This window comes from Pseudomonas sp. GM55 (assembly GCF_000282395.1).
GTDB lineage: Bacteria > Pseudomonadota > Gammaproteobacteria > Pseudomonadales > Pseudomonadaceae > Aquipseudomonas > Aquipseudomonas fluorescens_CC.
The window spans coordinates 16,521-31,878 of record NZ_AKJJ01000065.1 but is presented as its reverse complement, the minus strand read 5'-3'; the positions used below and the strand labels follow the sequence as shown (position 1 = coordinate 31,878).

The following is a 15,358-nucleotide window of genomic DNA, read 5'->3' as shown; positions in this document are numbered from 1 at the left end:
AAGTAAAATCCCTTTAGTGAGCCCCCCCCATGACAAAGCTCCTGAATCGTTTGAAGATATTTCTCGGACAAAAAACTGCCCCTCCACCCGCCCCCACCGAGCGGGTGGTTGATACAGTCCCTTTGATCGAAGTGAACAGGATACCCTCGCAAGCGGAAGAAAACCTGGCCTGGCTGCCAATCAATAGTGAGCCAGAGGTTTTTGTATCGCTAATGCCACCCGCCTGCCCGGATCTGCGGCTTGTGGATACCCACCTGCTGCAGCGCTACCGGTTGTTCGTCACCGAAAACGACCCGATCCGTGCAGCATCAGAGTCAATGATTAACCGCGATGAAGCCAGCCAACTGGCCCGATACTTATTTGAGCAAGGAACGGATCTTGGTTATTGTCGAGGGACTGATTACTCTTTGGAAATCTATTGGCTCATGCAATGTGCAGCCATTGTTTCGCTACTTGGCTGTGGGCGACAGTCGGAACAATTCCTCTTTTATAAAAAACATGTTGATTATTATCATCACTTCCCCCTGAGCAGGGAACAGGTTCAAATGTTTTATGAATACGTTGACTTGTACAGTAAGGCATCTGTGGAGGATGGCGGGAAACACTGAACAGTTGCCTCAATTGACGTCGCTGTACGGCGGCATGGGCTCAATCAACGACGTTGTTCTGTATGAGAACGCAAAACCCTTGCTGGACGAAAACAACGAACTGCAAGCGCTGCTATCAGACCTTTATGAACTTTGCGCAGGAAACCGCTGAACTCGCCGACCCACGCAGACCAATGCTGACAGCCTTTACGACTGCCAGCACAGCCCTCCTTCAAGCCTGCTCAAATCGCTGTTGCAGCAAGTGCCGCGCAGTACCTGCATTCAGATAGGTGCCAATCAGTTCTGCCAATTCCTTGTGCTTGAGTTTTTTGTTGTCGCGGCAGACTTGAATCAATTGCAACTGGATCCAGCGTTTTTTCTTGTCGAGTTTCGCATCGGGCGAAAAGAACGAACGCGAAGTCAATTCAGGCAGGGGGGCATCGTCTTCCAGCAGCAGGTTCAAGTGCACACCCTGGCCGGTTCGCAGGCTGAAATCGGCGACGTGCCGGATCGGTAATAGCGACTTGAGGTTCGCGAAAAAGAAGTGCTCGGGGGTCAGCAGCAACGCGGTCTTGTTCGCCCACTTGAGCATGCGCAGCGAGAACGGCAGCAGGCACGCCATCAAGACGACCAGCCCGCCGCCAGCGACCTGCAGCATCGATTTGCTCTCCCCCAAAGCCGGCGGCGACAGCAACGGCAAAATCAGTAGGCCCAAGCCCAGCAGTATGAACAGCGAGAAACAAACCAGGGTAATCCACCCGCGCCATCGTGCGCCTTCATGCAGTCGGACTTCGTCCGTGACGCTGTCGGCCTGGGCACGCAACTCTTCCACGGCCGTGGAGTCCTGCTCCACGTAATGATCGAGAAAATCCTCGGTAATGCGCGCACGCAATGCCTGGGGATCGGCGAAATAGCGATCCATCGCGGCGCAGGCTTGTGCCGCGATGATCGGGCGAGTCCCTCGGCTCAGCGCTTCTTCGAGCGTGACTTGCAAGGAAGTAATTCGCTCGCCATTGGATGGATGAGTGTCCGACGGATGAGGCAGGCTGGTTGCCATTTCCTCCTCGGGCAGGGTCAGTGACTGCGCGGCCAGTTCCTGCACCACGCTGGTTGGCAGGTCACGGGGCAGTACGTGCCCGGCACTCGAGTTAGTCGCGTGGGCCACTTGGGTAAATACACTCTCCTGCAACAACGGGTCGATGGCAGAGATGCGCACCAACGCCGAGGCCGTGGCGACATTCCCCGCCAACTCTGCGCCCGTTGCGTCCGCCGCCAGTTCCCGCACGCGGCTCCAATGGTTCACCGCATGTTCGAAGCGCTCGAAAAAATACTCACCGAGCATGAATGCCGGCCACAGTATCGTGCGTTGCAACACGTCGCTATGGAGCATGGTTTCGGCAATCACCCCAAGGCTGCGGCCAATGCCATCGTAGATCGGCACGAAGCGCAAGCTGTACTCGGTATCGGCGCCGGCGAAGTGCGCCAGTTCGTGCCCAATCACCGCGCTGGTTTCTTGCGTATCGAGCAGTCCCAGGTAGACCATCGGCACGTGCAGGGTTCGGCCCTTGAGCGCGGTGTTCGACGGGAGCAGATCGACGTCGCTGGAGGTGACGTAAAAACCCTCGGCCATGCCCAGAACGATGTGCTCAGGAGGTAGCGCGCCAAGTCGATCGGCCAGGCCGCGAACATACGCCCATAGCTCCGGAGCCTGTTGCGCCGAGACCTCCTGACCGAGAACGGGCATCGGCGTCGACTCGAACATGTGCAGCATGACTGGTAACTGCTTGCCCATCTGCCAGATCGAGTACAGGAAGCCGAGTATCACCATCATTACGATGGCTATCAATTTGATTTCACCGGCGATCATTTGTCCTGCATGCCAAAACACCAGGCTTTCGAAAGCCAGGATGGCCGCGACCGCCAAGCCCATGAAGACGATATGGCCCACCAACAGGTAAGGCAGGGTACGACTGACTTCAGTAAAGTTGTACAGCAGTTGCTCACGAGACCGGCTCGCGCGTAATCCGGCCCAACCGAGCCAGAGCAAACCCGACACGCCGATCAGCGAGGCCGTCAGGCCAAGGACGACGACACCCTTGGCCAAAAAGGTTCTCACCGCATTTACCGGGATCAGAGTGTCAAACGCAGCTAAGGCTTCCTTCAGGCGAGACAAGCCCAACGCTATGTCCACCCGTTCACCGTCGACATCGACTGCGATGGCACTGGAGCCTCGTTTCCTGGAAAGCGCTTCGAGCTGCGGACGAATATCGATCAGTTCAGCCCGTGCCCTGGCGAACTGCCAGCCGGCATCACTGCTGCGTTGCAACTCCCAGATGCCAATCAAACCAAGGCAAAGAGGCAACAGAACAAGTACGGCAATGAGTTTTAGATACTTCATGAGACATGGCCTCAATCGTTGCATCGCCCATATAGCCATGACGAGCAAAAAGTCCATTTAAAAAGGCGCGGAGGTCCTTTCGCGATTGCACAATCCGCCATGAAGTTCCCAGAGCGAAGTTGTACCGGGCGCGTTATACAGAAATTCCGCTGATATGTAATCCCACACAAATACAGCTCGTGCTCATTCACTGACCCCTTGCGAATATTGGATGCCCCACCTCATCGCCATTTCCTACAAGCAACCTCAAAACTTCCTACGGATCTTGTTTTTTTCAACGGTGGCACCCCCTCGCATTCAGTGAACCGGTTCACCTATTTACAATTTAATTTAAACTAAAAATTGGATCCAACACACTCGCCAAACCCTTGCTCCTGCTGGGCTTCAAAAAATTTTGTAAGTAATCTCCTACACGTGGTGGCACTAAGACAGTATTGCGACCTGTATCAAAAACAAGAAAAAATCCGGCCCCATGTGAACTTCTCGACATCGGTATTGCCCTACACGAGGTTACTGGCAACTCAATATCCATATGCCAGCATCGCACTTCCAAATATTCCTGGCAGTTTGATTTTTTGATGTCAAACATCAGCAATCACAACTCGTGGACAGGTGTTCAATCGAGAAATTAGTAGCTCTTCACACCCGGATTGATCCGGGTAGCGGACGTGGAGTGTTCAAGGATGATGTACCGATGACTCAGACGTTTTTTGATGTTGAAGCATTGATCAAGCTGCGAAGCCAGACCCGGGCCATTTCCGATGCGCTCAAGGCGCAGGCTTCGGACTATTTGGCGACCCTGGCTTTGCTGATTCGTCCGCAAGCGTTTTTCGGTGAATACCTGCAGGGTGCGCAACGCAGCAGCGGACGCGAGACCCAGCACCATTTCAAGGAACTCAAGGCGCTCTACGACCGCATCGGTTCGGCCGCTCCGTTCCGGTTGGTCAACGAACTCGAAGTGCCTCTCAACCTGCTCAGTACTACCCCGCAACTGTTTGCGCTGGAGTACGACAAGGTGCTGTCCCAGAGCGGTCAATCCATTCGCATCACCAGCCCCGTGCGCTGGGTGGTCGGGTTCAGTTCGTTCGACCTGGCCCGTTTTCGCACCGTCATCAAAGACCCCAATCGCAGCAGCGCCGAGCTGTATCGCTTCGTCGTGCATTACCTGGTGCTGTTCTACTGCCTGAGCAAGTCTCCGGGCCTGAGCCGCCTGCTCGAAGGCCTGCGTTTTCCCGTCAGTTTCGAACGCCTGAAGGACTTCGGCGACCTGCCCTTTTGCGTCATCAGCTCGCCGGTTCGCTCGCAATTGCCCGACGAGGCCGTGATCCGCAGCAGTACCCAGATCGCCGGCAACACCAGCTTCGAAGAGCTGGTGGGCCACGCCAACATCATGGAAATGAACGATGAAATTCGTCAGCGCCTGCTGCTGACGATCGAAGGAATGTAACGCGCTCGGCCACCCATTGAACCGACACGCAAACGACTTGCAGCGAACTGTTCGCACAGGAGATCACGATGGCGAAGAAGGAAAGTACCCAGCACAAACTCGACCGCGTTCGCGCGCCTCGGGTCCATATCACCTATGACGTGGATATCGGTGACGCTCAGGAAAAGAAAGAGCTGCCCTTTGTCGTCGGTGTGCTGGGCGATTTCTCCGGCAACCCGCTGGAGCCGCTGCCGAAGCTCAAGGACCGCAAGTTCATTTTCATCGACCGCGACAACTTCAACGGCGTGCTCAAGGGCATCAAGCCGCGCCTGACCTACCGCGTCGACAACACCCTGGCGAAGAACGGCACGCAGCTGGGGGTCGAGCTCAACTTCAACGCCCTCGAAGACTTCGAACCGCAGAACGTGGTCAAGCAGGTCGAGCCGCTGCGCAAACTGCTGGAAGTGCGCAACAAGCTGGCGGACCTGCGCAACAAGATGGGCGGCAACGACAAGCTCGAAGAGCTGCTGATGGACGTGTTGCAGAACACCGAGAAGTTGAAAACCCTGGGCAAGGAATTCGGCCGTGAAGCCGCCGTTCCAGCCACCGACGGCAAAGCGTAGGAGCCTGACGATGAACGACAAGCAAACCGTGACTCAACAGGACAGCACGCTGGTCGAAGTGGACAGCTTCACCGCGCAATCCTCGTTGCTCGACAGCATCATTTCCGAAAGCCGCGTGGCCCGCTCCGAGACCGAGCGCACCCGCACCCGCGACCTGATCGGCGAGTTGGTCAACCAGATCCTGGAAGGCGAAATGACGCCGAGCAAGGACCTGATCGCCGTGCTCGATGCGCGCATCGCCGAGATCGACGCGATGCTCTCCGAGCAGATGAACGAGATCATGCACGCCAGTGAGTTCCAGCAGCTGGAAGCGTCCTGGCGCGGCTTGAAGTATCAGGTCGACCAGACCGAGACCAGCACCACGCTGAAGATCCACATGCTCAATGCGTCGAAGAAAGATCTGGTGCGCGACCTCAAGGCCGCTTCCGAATTCGACCAGAGCGCGCTGTTCAAGAAGATCTACGAAGAAGAGTACGGCACCTTCGGCGGTGCACCGTTCGGCATGCTGCTGGGTGACTACGAATTCAACCGCAGCCCGGAAGACATGTACCTGCTCGAAGAGATTTCCCACGTCGCCGCGGCCGCCCATGCGCCGTTCATCTCGGCGGCCTCGCCCGAGCTGTTCGGCTGGGATTCGTTCACCGACATGTCCGGCCCACGGGACCTGGCGAAGATTTTCGACACCGTCGAATACGCCAAGTGGAAGTCGTTCCGCGCCAGCGAAGACTCGCGTTATGTCGGCCTGACCCTGCCCCACGTGCTCGGTCGCCTGCCTTACGGCCCGGATACCACGCCGGTCGAGGAATTCAACTTTGTCGAAAGCGTCGATGGCCGCGACCACAACAAGTACCTGTGGATGAACGCCGCCTACGCGCTGGGCACCCGGGTCACCGATGCGTTTTCCCGCTACGGCTGGTGCGTGGCGATCCGTGGTGTCGAGGGTGGCGGCCTGGTGGAAGGTTTGCCGACCCACACGTTCAAGACCGATGACGGTGAAATCGCCCTCAAGTGCCCGACCGAGATCGCCATCACCGACCGCCGTGAGAAAGAGCTGTCGGACCTCGGTTTCATTCCGCTGGTGCACTGCAAAGGCACCGACTACGCCGCGTTCTTCGGCACCCAGTCGGCGCAGAAGCAGAAGCAGTACAACACCGACATCGCCAACGCCAACGCCCGCCTGTCCGCGCAGTTGCAATACATCTTCGCCACTTCGCGCATCGCCCACTACATGAAGGCGATCATGCGCGACAAGATCGGCAGCTTCGCCTCGCGCAAGGACGTCGAGCTGTTCCTCAACAAGTGGCTGTCGAGCTACGTGTTGCTGGACGACACCGCGAGCCAGGAAGCCAAGGCCAAGTTCCCGTTGCGCGAAGCCCGTGCCGAGGTGTTCGAAGTGCCGGGTAAACCGGGGGTGTACAAGGCCGTGACCTACCTGCGCCCGCACTACCAATTGGACGAGCTGACCGCTTCGTTGCGCCTGGTCGCCGAATTGCCGCAATCGACCCGCGGCTGATCGACCAAGTTGCCAGGGAGGCACCATGACCAGTCAACACAAGCTGTTGCCATCACTGCTGGACCGATTGCTGGACGATCGTCCGCATCAGTCCATCGAAGCATCATCGCAGCGCTTGTGTTCGCTGGCCGATTACAAGGCCAGCATCGTTCGCGACCTGGAAATCCTGGTCAACACCCGCCAGTCCCTGGTCGCCAACGAGCTGGAAGGTTTCGTCAACCTGAACGGCAGCATCCTCGACTACGGCATGCCGGATTTCACCAGCCGCAGCGTGCTTGATCCCAAGGATCGCCTGTTGATCCAGCGACAACTGGAGAAGGCGATTTCGGTCGGTGACCGGCGCTTTCGCAGCGTCAAAGTCCAACTGCTCGCCCAACAGACCGGCCAACGCATGCTGACCTTTCGCGTGGACGCGGTCCTGCGCCTGCAAGACGTCACCCGTCAGGTGTCCTTCGACGCGGTGCTGCAGGTCAACACCCAGGAATACAAAGTGCAGAACCTCAACTGATGCTCGACGATCTGCTGCCCTATTACGAAAAGGAACTGTCGCACCTGCGCTTTTTGGGCCAGGAGTTCGCGAGCCAGTATCCGAAAATCGCTTCGCGGTTGCTCATCGAGGGCGATAACTGCGAAGACCCGCATACCGAGCGTTTGATCGAAGCCTTCTCGTTCCTGTCTGCGCGGGTGCACAAGAAACTCGACGACGAGCTGCCGGAAATCGTCGAGTCGTTTCTCGAAGTGCTGTACCCGCATTACCTGCGCCCTACTCCGTCGATGTCTATCGTCGAGTTCAACCTGGGCAAGCAGGAAAAAGTCACCGAAGCCTTCCGTGTGCCCCGGCATTCCGAACTCAGTGCCAACCCGATCGATGGCGTGGTGTGTAAATTCCGCACCTGCTACCCGGTCGAACTGTGGCCGGTGTCGGTGCAACAGGCATCGTTCATCGAGATGGAACGCTCGGCGTTCAACGGCCACAGCGCCGACCTGGTCGCGCGCTTGCGCATCGGCCTGGTGGCGACCTCCGACGTGATGTTCGGCAGGCTGGAGCTGGACAGCCTGCGGTTCTTCCTCGACGGCGAAAGCACCTTGATGCTGCAGCTGTACGAGTTGCTGTTCAACAATCTGGCCAAGGCCACGCTGACCTTCGAAGATCAGGGGCGCACCCGCGAGGTCGCCTTGCCGGCCAACGCGTTGAAGGCCGTCGGTTACGGTCTGGACGAAGGCCTGGTGGACTACTCGGAGCGCTCGTTCCTCGGCTACCGCTTGCTGCACGAGTACTTCACCTTCCCCGACAAGTTCATGTTCTTCGACCTGTCGGGCTTTGCGCGCATTCTGGCCGGCAAGAACCTCGAGAAAATCGAGGTCAATTTCTACTTTTCCGACTACGACCTGAGTGACCGCCTGGCGCGCCTGACGCAGAACATCGGGCGCAATAACTTCAAGCTCAATTGCACGCCGATCATCAACCTGTTCCGCCAGCAGGCCGAGCCGATCAAGTTGACCCACGCCCAGCACGAATACGCCGTGACGCCGGATGTGCGCCTGCAAAGCTCGGCCGAAGTGGTGTCCATCGATCGCGTACGGCGCGTGCGCAAGGTCGGCGGTATCGATCAGGTCGGCACCTGCCATCCGTTTTTCGAGCCCCGTGGCGATCAGGGTCCGGGCCAGAGCTTCTGGATTGCCCGGCGCCGAGCCGTACAGACCGGCCAGCGCGATGGCTCGAACGTGTTCATCCGGGTGGTGGATCGCGAACTGGGGTTGATGGAGGCCAACAACGATACCTTGAGCATCCGCCTGACCTGCAGCAACCGCGACCTGCCCCTGATGCTGCCTTTCGGTGGTGAGCGCGGTGATTTCAGTATCCCGGGCAACTCGGTGATCAAGGATATCCGCTGCCTGCGCAAACCCACCGCCACCGCGCGCGTGCCGCTGGGCAACGGCGTGATCTGGCGACTGATTTCGCACCTGTCGCTGAACCATATGTCGCTGGTGTCCCGGGGGCGCGAAGTGCTGCTGGAGCTGTTGTCGCTCTACAACTACCGCAACGTGTCGGCGATCCGCAAACAGATCAACGGCATCGTCTCGGTGAGCAGCGAACCTGTGGTAGCGCGCATCGGCCACCCGCGGCCGAACTTCGTGCGCGGCGTCGGCATCACCCTCAATTTCGATGAAAGCCAGTACACCGGCAGCGGTGTATTCCTGTTCGGCATGGTGCTCGATCACTTCTTTGGTCAGTACTGCTCCATGAACAGTTTTACCCAATTAACCCTTCGCACCTTGCAGCGCGAAAAGAGAGTCGTCCAATGGCCACCGCGAACCGGCGATCAACCCCTGGTCTGATCGACCAGGCACGGGCTGAGCCGCACCGATTCGAGTTTTTCCAGTTGGTGCGCTTGCTTCGCCTGCATTACAGCAGAACCGGGCGCATGGACCTGGAAACCCGACCGCACGAAGACCCCCTGCGCTTTCGCTCGCAGCTGTCGCTGAACTTCCCGGCCAGTGAAGTCAGCGATCTGCAGTTCGAGCGTGAAGGCAAGGTGTCCGTGGCCGGCCTGCCGCTGTCCGAGATGCAAGTCACCTTCATGGGGCTGGTCGGGCCCTCGGGTGTGTTGCCGCGCCCGTACACCGAGCTGTTGATCGAGCGGCACATCCAGTACCGGGATGACGCGGCTCACGCCTTCCTCGACATCTTTTCGCATCGCATGACCACGCTGTTCTATGAAGCCTGGCAGAAGTACAAGTTCTACATCGAGTACGAGCGCAACGGCACTTCGGACTTCGATCGCTACCTGCTCAACCTGGTGGGTTTCGGCCCCGAGGCGCAGAAGCAGAAATTCGACAGGCAAGGCTCGCCCCTGCGCCGCGAATTGTTCAGCTATTTCTCCGGCCTGTTCGCCCAGAAGCCGCGCAACGCCTTGAACCTGGAAGTGATGCTGGCTTTCTATTTTTCCCTGCCATTCAAGGTCAAGCCGTTTGCCGGTCGCTGGCTGAAGCTCGACGCCAGCCAATGCACGCAACTGGGGCGCAAGAACGCCGTGCTCGGGCAAAGCGCCGTCGCCGGCAACCGGGTCTGGGACTACCAGTCGTGCGTTCGCATCGAGATCGGCCCACTGGAGCTGGCCGACTACCAACGCTTGCAGCCAGGCACCGAGGACTACCGGAAACTGCTGGAGCTGGTGCGTTTCTATGTCGGTGCGGAACTCGACTTCCAGTTGGCACCCAAGCTCAAACCCGAGGCCGTACCGGTCGCCCGCCTGGGCGACGTTTCGCTGGGTCGGCTCGGCTGGCTCAAGCGACCCGGCGTCGACGTTGAACCTTCCCGCTGCGCCCTCTTCCACATTCCTTTTGATGGGGTCTCCCTGTGAACCTGAAGTCCCTGTTCGCCAAGCTGAACGACACCAGCCGTACCGCCACCGAAAGCGCCGCGGCCCTGTGCCTGTCGGAACACCACTACGATGTCGAAATCGAGCACCTGTTGTTGCAGTTGCTCGACAGCCACGACAACGACCTGCCGGCGATCCTGCGTCATTACGACGTAGTGCCTGAACGCTTGCAGGCGCAGTTGGTGACGGCATTGGGGACATTCAAGAAGGGCAATACCCGCACCCCGGCGCTGTCGCCGCACCTGACCCGCCTGATCGAACAGGCGTGGGTCCTGGCGTCCATCGAGTTCGGCCAGGCGCAGATCCGCACCGGCCATCTGTTGCAAGCCTTGCTCGATGACGACGAACTGCGCCGGGTGGTGATCGCGGGTGCTGCCGAGCTGGAGAAGATCAACGCCGACGACTTGCGCGTGAACCTCAACGCCTTGGTAGAAGGCAGCGCCGAGTCGAAACAGGCCAAACCGCTGGACACTTCCGGCGGCACCAGCGCCAGCACGGTCAAAGGCAACGGCAAGACCCCGGCCCTCGATCAATACACCATCAACCTCACGCAAAGCGCTCGCGAAGGCCGGATCGACCCGGTGCTGGGCCGGGAGTTCGAGGTGCGGCAGATGGTCGACATCCTGACCCGCCGCCGCCAGAACAACCCGATCCTCACCGGTGAGGCCGGCGTCGGCAAAACCGCCGTGGTTGAAGGCCTGGCCCTGCGCATCATCCAGGGCGACGTGCCGTCGGTGCTCAAGGGCGTTGCCATCCATACCCTGGACCTTGGCCTGCTGCAGGCCGGCGCCGGTGTGAAGGGCGAGTTCGAAAACCGCCTCAAGTCAGTCATCGAAGAAACCAAACGCAGCCTGCACCCGATCATTCTGTTCATCGACGAAGCGCACACGCTGATCGGCTCGGGCGGTCAGGCCGGGCAGAACGACGCCGCCAATCTGCTCAAGCCAGCCCTGGCCCGGGGCGAACTGCGCACCATCGCGGCGACCACCTGGGCCGAGTACAAGAAGTACTTCGAGAAAGATGCCGCACTGGCCCGCCGCTTCCAGGTGGTGAAGGTCGAAGAGCCGGACGAAGACAAGGCGATCCACATGCTTCGCGGCCTGCTGACCAGGATGCAGGAACATCACAAGGTCACGGTGATGGACGAAGCGCTGGTGCAGGCCGTGCGCCTGTCCAATCGCTACATCACCGGACGCCAACTGCCGGACAAGGCCGTCAGCGTGCTGGACACCGCGTGCGCCCGGGTCGCCCTGGGGCAATCGGCCCAGCCGGGGCCGCTGGAAGACTGCAAGCGCCAGATCGACAACCTGCAGGCGGAAATCTCGGTACTGCAGCAGGAAGCCGCCAAAGGCAGCGACCATGCCCGCCGCCTGACCGCCCTCAATACCGAACTGCTGAGCCTACAGCAGGCCCGCGATGCCCTCGAACAACAATGGCAACGCGAACTGCAACTGGTGGAAAAACTCGGCGCCCTCAGCCACCCGGAGAATCAGGCACCCGATGCCCGGGAGATTGCCGCGGTACGCGCCGAACTGGCCAGCGTCCAGGGTGAGCAACCGCTGGTGCATGCCCTGGTGGATGGCGGCACCATCGGCGAAGTGATTTCCGGCTGGACCGGCATTCCGCTGGGCAAGATGCTGCGCGACGAAATCGAAACCGTGCAGCGCCTGCCTGCACTGCTGGGCGAGCGGGTGCTTGGACAAGACCACGCACTGCATGAAATCGGCAAGCGCATCAAGATTTCCCGCGCCCGCATGGAAGACCCGAACAAACCGATCGGTGTATTCCTGTTGCTCGGCCCGAGCGGCGTCGGCAAGACCGAAACCGCCCTGGCGCTGGCCGACACCCTGTACGGCGGCGAGCGCAACGTCATCACCATCAACATGTCCGAGTACCAGGAAGCCCATACGGTTTCGAGCCTCAAGGGTTCGCCACCGGGCTACGTCGGCTATGGCGAGGGTGGCGTGCTGACCGAGGCGGTGCGACGCAAGCCGTACAGCGTGGTGCTGCTCGATGAAGTGGAAAAAGCCCACCCGGATGTGCTCGAACTGTTTTTCCAGGTGTTCGACAAAGGCGTGCTGGATGATGGCGAAGGTCGCGAAATCAACTTCCGCAATACCGTGATCATCCTCACGTCCAACACCGGTACCGACCGCATCATGCAGTGGTGCCTGAATGCACAGCCACAACCGACACCGGACGACATCGTCGAAGGCCTGCGTGACGAGTTGAACCAGGTGTTCAAGCCAGCGTTCCTCGGCCGCCTGACCATCGTCCCTTACTACCCGGTCAAGGACGCGATTCTGGAGCGCATCGTCGCGCTCAAGCTGGAGCGCATTCGCCAGCGCTTCGAGCGCAACCATCAAGCGCAGCTGATCTATGACGAAGCACTGATCAAGGCCATTGCCTCGCGCTGCACCGAGGTCGACAGCGGCGCCCGCAACATCGACAACATTCTGTCCAGGACACTGATGCCGGAACTGGCGCAACGGGTCCTGGAGCGCATGGCGCAGGACAAACCGATTCAGAGTTTGAACATCGAGTTGGGCAGCGACGGCGATTTCGCCTATCGCCTGAACTGATCGGGCATTGACAGGTAGTGGTCATGGACAAGAGATATTCAGGGAAGCGTCCCGCAAAGATGGCATTGGCCAAATGCCTGACGGCGGTGGCGATGATGGCGGTACTGAGCGCCTGTGGCGTCACCGACCGGGTCGGCAAGCGGGTCGACAATACCTGGGCCGGCGACATGCTGTTCGGGGATAACGAGAAGGTCATCCTGACATCCGACGGCGGTAATCAGCTCAATCCCGACGCGTCCGGCAAACCGCTTTCCGTGGTGCTACGCGTTTACCAGCTGACATCGCTGGAGCGCTTTGCATCGGTCGATGCCGACTCGCTGTGGGACGACCCGCAAAAGGCCCTCGGCAATACCTTGATCGAAAACCGCGAAATCACCTTGTTGCCTGGCATGGGGCAAGTCGACAAGTGGCCTCTGAACAAGGCGGCGGGCTATGTCGGTGTCGCGGCTTTTTTCCGCAACGACGAGAACAGCCGCTGGAAGGTTGCGTTTGACGCCAACTCCCTGCGCAAGGACGGCATCTGGTTCTCCTCCGACGGCCTGCGGGTGCTGGTGGACAACAACACGGTGTCGGCCGTCAGTGGTGTCGACGTCCTGGATAAACCCAAGACCCGGGAGCAGCTCGCAAAAGCCGCCGCCCTGCCCGATCAGCCGGCCGAACCCACACTGACCGACCGTGTGCAGGACGCCGTGGTGCAGAAGGCCCAGAACCAGGCAAGTGCCTCCGCGCAAAAAGCCGTGGACTCGAAATTGAATTCATTATTGGAAGGCGCTCAATGAGTAAGCAAAGCCGGGTGATGTGGTCCGAAGGCATGTTCCTTTTGCCACAACATTTCCAGTATCAGGATGAGTTCCACCAGCATCAGCTGGCGCAGGCGACCCTGCGCAACACACCCTTTCACTGGGGCGTGCAGTTGCTGGAAGTGGACGAGGAAGCCCTCGCCACCGGTTCCCTGCAGCTCAAGCGATTGAAGCTGGTGTTTCCCGATGGCAGCCTGTTCGACGCGCCGCAGCACGATCCGCTGCCCGCAGCTCGTGACCTGAAGGACCTGCTCAAGGGCAACGACCTGAAGGTCTACGCCGCGCTGAAACTACCTGAGCCCTTCGGCCTGAACTACGTCGAAGACGGCCAGGAGCAAAAGACCGGGCGACGCTTTCGCAAGCAATTCGATACCTTGCCGGACCTCAACGAAGGCGACCTTGAAAACGAAATCACCAGCCTGCGCCTGAACGTGGTGATGCTGATCGATGGCGACAACCTCGATGGCTACACCTGGTGCCCGATTGCCCGGCTGTCGCGCAACAACATCGGCGGGTTCAATCTCGACGGGCACTTCGTGCACCCGACGCTGCACCTGGGCACCCACGACACCCTGATCGGACTGGGCAAGCGTTTGCTCGGCGCCTTGCAATCCAAGAGCAAGGCACTGTCTGGCCGTCGTCGCGAGCGCGCGGACCAGATCGCCGAGTTTGGTTCGAGCGACGTGACCCTGTTCTGGCTATTGAACACGGTGAACCGTGCCCACCCGACCCTGGCGCACCTGCTTGCGCACCCGCGCTTGCACCCCGAGCGTTTGTATCTGTTCCTGGCCGAACTCGCCGGCGGCTTGCTGACGTTCTCGCTGGACACGCAGCTCAACGATATCCCCGAGTACGACCACCACGACCCGGCAGCCTCCCTGGTCAAGCTCGACGAAATGATTCGCGTGCTGCTCGACAACGTCGTGCCGAACCAGTGTGTGGTGATCAACCTGACCCAGACCAAGCCCTCCTACTGGCAAGGGCAGTTGCACGACCCACGGCTGGTCGAGGCGGACTTCTACATCTCCGTGCACGCCGACATGCCGGGCGCGAGCCTGCTGGAGCTGGTGCCACGGGCCTTCAAGGTCGGCTCGCCGGAAGACATCGAAGTGGTGGTCAACAGCGCCATGCCGGGGGTCACCCTCAATCATTCGACCCGCCTGCCCAATGCGATTCCGGTGCGACTGGACAATCACTACTTCTCCATCGAGCCCCATGGTCGGGTCTACGAACGAATGATGAGTGCCCAGGCCATCTCTTTCTATGCGCCCAGCGCGTTCACCAACCTCAAGCTTGAACTGATGGCGGTACTCAAATGACCGAAGCCGTATTGCAAGGCGCCGTTGCCGCCGCCCGTGAAAAACCGACGCTCAAAGACCTGGTGCAGGATTTCATCAGCATGGCGCTGATCGTGCGCAAGGGGCGTCAGGTGACTTCCGTCAGCGCCTTCGAGGCCAGTGTCGACACCTTCTTCAAGGCACTGGAACGCGATGCCCGCGGCGCCAACTACAGCGCTGAACAGGTGAAGGACACCCAATACGCCCTGTGTGCGTTCCTCGATGAAAGCGTATTGCGCTCCGGGGACAACGAATTACGTCGGCACTTCGAATTGCAGCCGTTGCAGTTCCGCTATTTCGGCGTGCACCTGGCCGGCGAAGGCTTCTTCGAAAAAATCGATGCGCTGCGTGGCGACGTCAAACACAACCTCGATGTGCTCGAGGTTTACCACCTGTGCCTGGCCCTGGGTTTCGAAGGCAAGTTCAGCCTCGGGCAAAAGGACCAGTTGCGCTACCTGGCCAATACCCTGGGCCAGGACATCGCACGTTTTCGCAAGACGCCCAAGGCGCTCTCGCCCGACTGGGCGCTGCCTGACCAGGTCTCGCAGATGCTGCGCCATGAAGTGCCTCTCTGGCTCTACCTGGCGCTGTTTGCGCTGGTCTGCGCGGGTGTCTACCTGACGCTGGACTGGCTGCTGGCCAAAGACGTAGCCGCGTTGTCCGAACAAATCAGCCAGCTGTTCAGTGCCTGAGCACAGGTCAGGTAACC

The 15,358-nt window shown here is 59.6% G+C and carries 13 protein-coding genes; 12 read left to right on the top strand and 1 reads right to left on the bottom strand.

Annotated features, from left to right (window positions below):
- The first annotated feature begins 29 nt into the window (after nt 1-29).
- The gene (locus PMI31_RS18345; protein ID WP_008019743.1) at nt 30-608 is read left to right on the top strand and encodes a hypothetical protein; all 579 of its coding nucleotides are present in this window, start codon (nt 30-32) and stop codon (nt 606-608) included.
- Nucleotides 553-759 (top strand): DUF6966 domain-containing protein, encoded by a 207-nt coding sequence (locus PMI31_RS31910; protein WP_443217022.1) that lies wholly within the window; start codon nt 553-555, stop codon nt 757-759. The genes PMI31_RS18345 and PMI31_RS31910 overlap by 56 nt, the downstream gene beginning before the upstream one ends.
- Before the next feature lie 60 nt (nt 760-819).
- Here PMI31_RS31910 and PMI31_RS18340 read toward each other — a convergent pair whose 3' ends face one another.
- Nucleotides 820-2,985, bottom strand: coding sequence for a M48 family metallopeptidase (locus tag PMI31_RS18340; protein ID WP_008019741.1), 2,166 nt, complete (start codon nt 2,983-2,985; stop codon nt 820-822).
- 694 nt (nt 2,986-3,679) lie between these two features.
- Between PMI31_RS18340 and PMI31_RS18335 the strand changes: the two genes are divergently transcribed.
- The 10 genes from PMI31_RS18335 (at nt 3,680) to icmH (ending at nt 15,341) form a co-directional block, all read left to right on the top strand.
- A complete protein-coding gene (locus PMI31_RS18335) occupies nt 3,680-4,432 on the top strand; it encodes a hypothetical protein (protein WP_008019740.1) in 753 nt (250 codons plus the stop codon).
- Nucleotides 4,433-4,500: 68 nt separating this feature from the next.
- A complete protein-coding gene (tssB, locus tag PMI31_RS18330) occupies nt 4,501-5,034 on the top strand; it encodes a type VI secretion system contractile sheath small subunit (RefSeq protein ID WP_007978739.1) in 534 nt (177 codons plus the stop codon).
- Between the two features lie 10 nt (nt 5,035-5,044).
- Complete coding sequence (tssC, locus tag PMI31_RS18325) at nt 5,045-6,547, top strand: type VI secretion system contractile sheath large subunit (protein WP_008019739.1); 1,503 nt, start codon at nt 5,045-5,047, stop codon at nt 6,545-6,547.
- 25 nt (nt 6,548-6,572) lie between these two features.
- Nucleotides 6,573-7,055, top strand: a complete 483-nt coding sequence (tssE, locus tag PMI31_RS18320) for a type VI secretion system baseplate subunit TssE (RefSeq protein ID WP_008019736.1) — start codon at nt 6,573-6,575, stop codon at nt 7,053-7,055.
- Nucleotides 7,055-8,887 (top strand): type VI secretion system baseplate subunit TssF, encoded by a 1,833-nt coding sequence (tssF, locus tag PMI31_RS18315; protein ID WP_008019735.1) that lies wholly within the window; start codon nt 7,055-7,057, stop codon nt 8,885-8,887. The genes tssE and tssF overlap by 1 nt, the downstream gene beginning before the upstream one ends.
- Nucleotides 8,851-9,912 (top strand): type VI secretion system baseplate subunit TssG, encoded by a 1,062-nt coding sequence (tssG, locus tag PMI31_RS18310; RefSeq protein WP_008019734.1) that lies wholly within the window; start codon nt 8,851-8,853, stop codon nt 9,910-9,912. The genes tssF and tssG overlap by 37 nt, the downstream gene beginning before the upstream one ends.
- On the top strand, nt 9,909-12,512 hold the full coding sequence (tssH, locus tag PMI31_RS18305; protein ID WP_008019733.1) for a type VI secretion system ATPase TssH: 2,604 nt from the start codon (nt 9,909-9,911) through the stop codon (nt 12,510-12,512). Before tssG ends, tssH begins: the two co-directional genes overlap by 4 nt.
- A 23-nt stretch (nt 12,513-12,535) precedes the next feature.
- Nucleotides 12,536-13,291: a type VI secretion system lipoprotein TssJ gene (gene tssJ / locus PMI31_RS18300; RefSeq protein WP_008019732.1), complete on the top strand. Its 756-nt coding sequence runs from the start codon at nt 12,536-12,538 to the stop codon at nt 13,289-13,291.
- Nucleotides 13,288-14,631: a type VI secretion system baseplate subunit TssK gene (tssK, locus tag PMI31_RS18295; protein ID WP_008019730.1), complete on the top strand. Its 1,344-nt coding sequence runs from the start codon at nt 13,288-13,290 to the stop codon at nt 14,629-14,631. Before tssJ ends, tssK begins: the two co-directional genes overlap by 4 nt.
- Nucleotides 14,628-15,341, top strand: a complete 714-nt coding sequence (gene icmH, locus PMI31_RS18290; RefSeq protein WP_008019729.1) for a type IVB secretion system protein IcmH/DotU — start codon at nt 14,628-14,630, stop codon at nt 15,339-15,341. The genes tssK and icmH overlap by 4 nt, the downstream gene beginning before the upstream one ends.
- The last annotated feature ends 17 nt before the right edge of the window (nt 15,342-15,358 follow it).

Bases quoted from the DNA above. Each gene is read 5' to 3' on its own strand.
- PMI31_RS18345 (WP_008019743.1), top strand. From the start codon at position 30: ATGACAAAGCTCCTGAATCGTTTGAAGATATTTCTCGGACAAAAAACT.
- PMI31_RS31910 (WP_443217022.1), top strand. From the start codon at position 553: ATGAATACGTTGACTTGTACAGTAAGGCATCTGTGGAGGATGGCGGGA.
- PMI31_RS18340 (WP_008019741.1), bottom strand. From the start codon at position 2,985: ATGAAGTATCTAAAACTCATTGCCGTACTTGTTCTGTTGCCTCTTTGC.
- PMI31_RS18335 (WP_008019740.1), top strand. From the start codon at position 3,680: ATGACTCAGACGTTTTTTGATGTTGAAGCATTGATCAAGCTGCGAAGC.
- tssB (WP_007978739.1), top strand. From the start codon at position 4,501: ATGGCGAAGAAGGAAAGTACCCAGCACAAACTCGACCGCGTTCGCGCG.
- tssC (WP_008019739.1), top strand. From the start codon at position 5,045: ATGAACGACAAGCAAACCGTGACTCAACAGGACAGCACGCTGGTCGAA.
- tssE (WP_008019736.1), top strand. From the start codon at position 6,573: ATGACCAGTCAACACAAGCTGTTGCCATCACTGCTGGACCGATTGCTG.
- tssF (WP_008019735.1), top strand. From the start codon at position 7,055: ATGCTCGACGATCTGCTGCCCTATTACGAAAAGGAACTGTCGCACCTG.
- tssG (WP_008019734.1), top strand. From the start codon at position 8,851: ATGGCCACCGCGAACCGGCGATCAACCCCTGGTCTGATCGACCAGGCA.
- tssJ (WP_008019732.1), top strand. From the start codon at position 12,536: ATGGACAAGAGATATTCAGGGAAGCGTCCCGCAAAGATGGCATTGGCC.
- tssK (WP_008019730.1), top strand. From the start codon at position 13,288: ATGAGTAAGCAAAGCCGGGTGATGTGGTCCGAAGGCATGTTCCTTTTG.
- icmH (WP_008019729.1), top strand. From the start codon at position 14,628: ATGACCGAAGCCGTATTGCAAGGCGCCGTTGCCGCCGCCCGTGAAAAA.